Raw genomic sequence first — 1,827 nt, 5'->3', positions numbered from 1 at the left:
TTCGTAGGGTTAGTGTGTGGGTTCGTCTTAACCCAACAACAAGCGGCTGCGGCAGCTACAAATGCTCCAGACCCTACAACCACGAGTATGGTGGCCCCGCGGAGTACAGCAACTGCGAAACCTGCTGAACCTAACCAAAATGAACAGCCTGTCAATCAACAGACTAGTACACAAAAGGCTGTAACTAATACAGACAACGTTAGCGAGACTGTTAACCAAAACCAAATTCCTAGAAATCAGTCTACAGGTTCACCTGCGACGACCACAGCTGAACAAACAACTACTGTCAATAACAATCCGACCGCTTCAGCACCAACACAACAGGCAGCCGCTTCTTCAGCCAGCAAGGCTAATGAAACTACTCAGCCAGTAAGCCAACCTACAGCACCAGCGGCCACAGATCCTCAAGTAGAGACGATTGCCCAAGGCACCTGGGGCACCAGTAAGTGGGAATACACTCACCAAGGCGCGGATTATATTTTACACTTCCATGCAGGCACCTTGGGCACTAGCAGCCATAAAACTATAAAAGATCCTTTGGATAATTATCAAATGCATTATTTCGGCAGTATAAGTGTTAGTCCTGAAGTGTTTAACGGGAACTGGCAATTAAGTAGAGAACTAACCCACATTATTATTGACCCCGGCGTCAAAGCCAATCAGAATTCCAGTTCTTTATTTGCGGGGTTGTACAAGCTTCAACAAATTGTGGGTTTAGCTAATCTCGATACCACGAACGTTACTGATATGAGTTATATGTTTAATAGTTGCCAGAACTTAACCAGTTTAGATCTCAGCAACTTCAATACTATTAACGTTACTGATATGTCTTGGATGTTTGAAGATTGCTGGGAATTAATCAATTTAGATCTCAGCAATTTCAATACTACTAACGTTACTGATATGCATGATATGTTTTATGGTTGCGGATTAACCAGTTTAGATCTCAGCAGTTTTAACACTTCCAAGGTTACTAACATGAGTGAGATGTTTGCTTGGTCCGAAAGATTAACTAGTTTAGATCTCAGTAGTTTCAATACCGCTAACGTGACTGATATCTCTTCGATGTTTAGTTGGTGTATAGGATTAATCAGTTTAGATCTCAGCAACTTCAATACCACTAACGTGACTGATATGCGTGAGATGTTTGAAGATTGCCGGGAATTAATCAATTTAGATCTCAGTCATTTCAATACTGCTAAGGTTACTAATATGTATGGGATGTTTAATGATTGCCAAAGTTTAACTAATTTAAATCTTAGCAACTTCAATACAGCTAACGTGACTGATATGCAAGATATGTTTTATAATTGCGACAGTTTAACTAGTTTAGATCTCAGCAGTTTTAATACTGCCAAGGTTACTAATATGGAAGCTATGTTTTCTTCTTGTTCAAGTTTAACTAGTTTAGATCTCAGCAATTTCAATACGGCTAACGTTACTAGTATGGATGCCATGTTTATGTATTGTATGAAATTAACTAGTTTAAACCTCAGTAATTTCGATACCGCTAAGGTTACTGATATGCGTGGTATGTTTGGAAGTTGCACGGAATTAACCAGTTTAGATATCAGTAATTTCGATACCTCCAAAGCCGTTGATATGACAAGTATATTTTTTGAGAGTCCAAATTTAAATCATTTGATTTTAGGACCTAAAATTGAATGCAAGTATGTTTACCTGCCAAAAGTACCAGACACCGGAACCAGACTTCTGGGTACTGATCGGGTAGTCGCCTCCCCTTATTGGGTAGCCACTAGTGGTTATCAACAGGGGCACAAGTATACTTCTAATGATTTAATGGAATTGACCGGCCGCGATCAAGTT

The 1,827-nt window shown here is 39.9% G+C and carries 1 protein-coding gene; it reads left to right on the top strand.

Annotated features, from left to right (window positions below):
- Positions 1-1,827, top strand: a 1,827-nt coding sequence (locus JG30_RS08915) for a BspA family leucine-rich repeat surface protein (protein WP_218837833.1), incomplete at both ends; no start/stop codon positions are given.

This window comes from Bombilactobacillus mellifer, from assembly GCF_000970795.1.
GTDB classification, from domain to species: Bacteria; Bacillota; Bacilli; order Lactobacillales; family Lactobacillaceae; genus Bombilactobacillus; species Bombilactobacillus mellifer.
The sequence above is the reverse complement of the archived record's forward strand: the minus strand, read 5'-3'. Positions and strand labels throughout refer to the sequence as shown.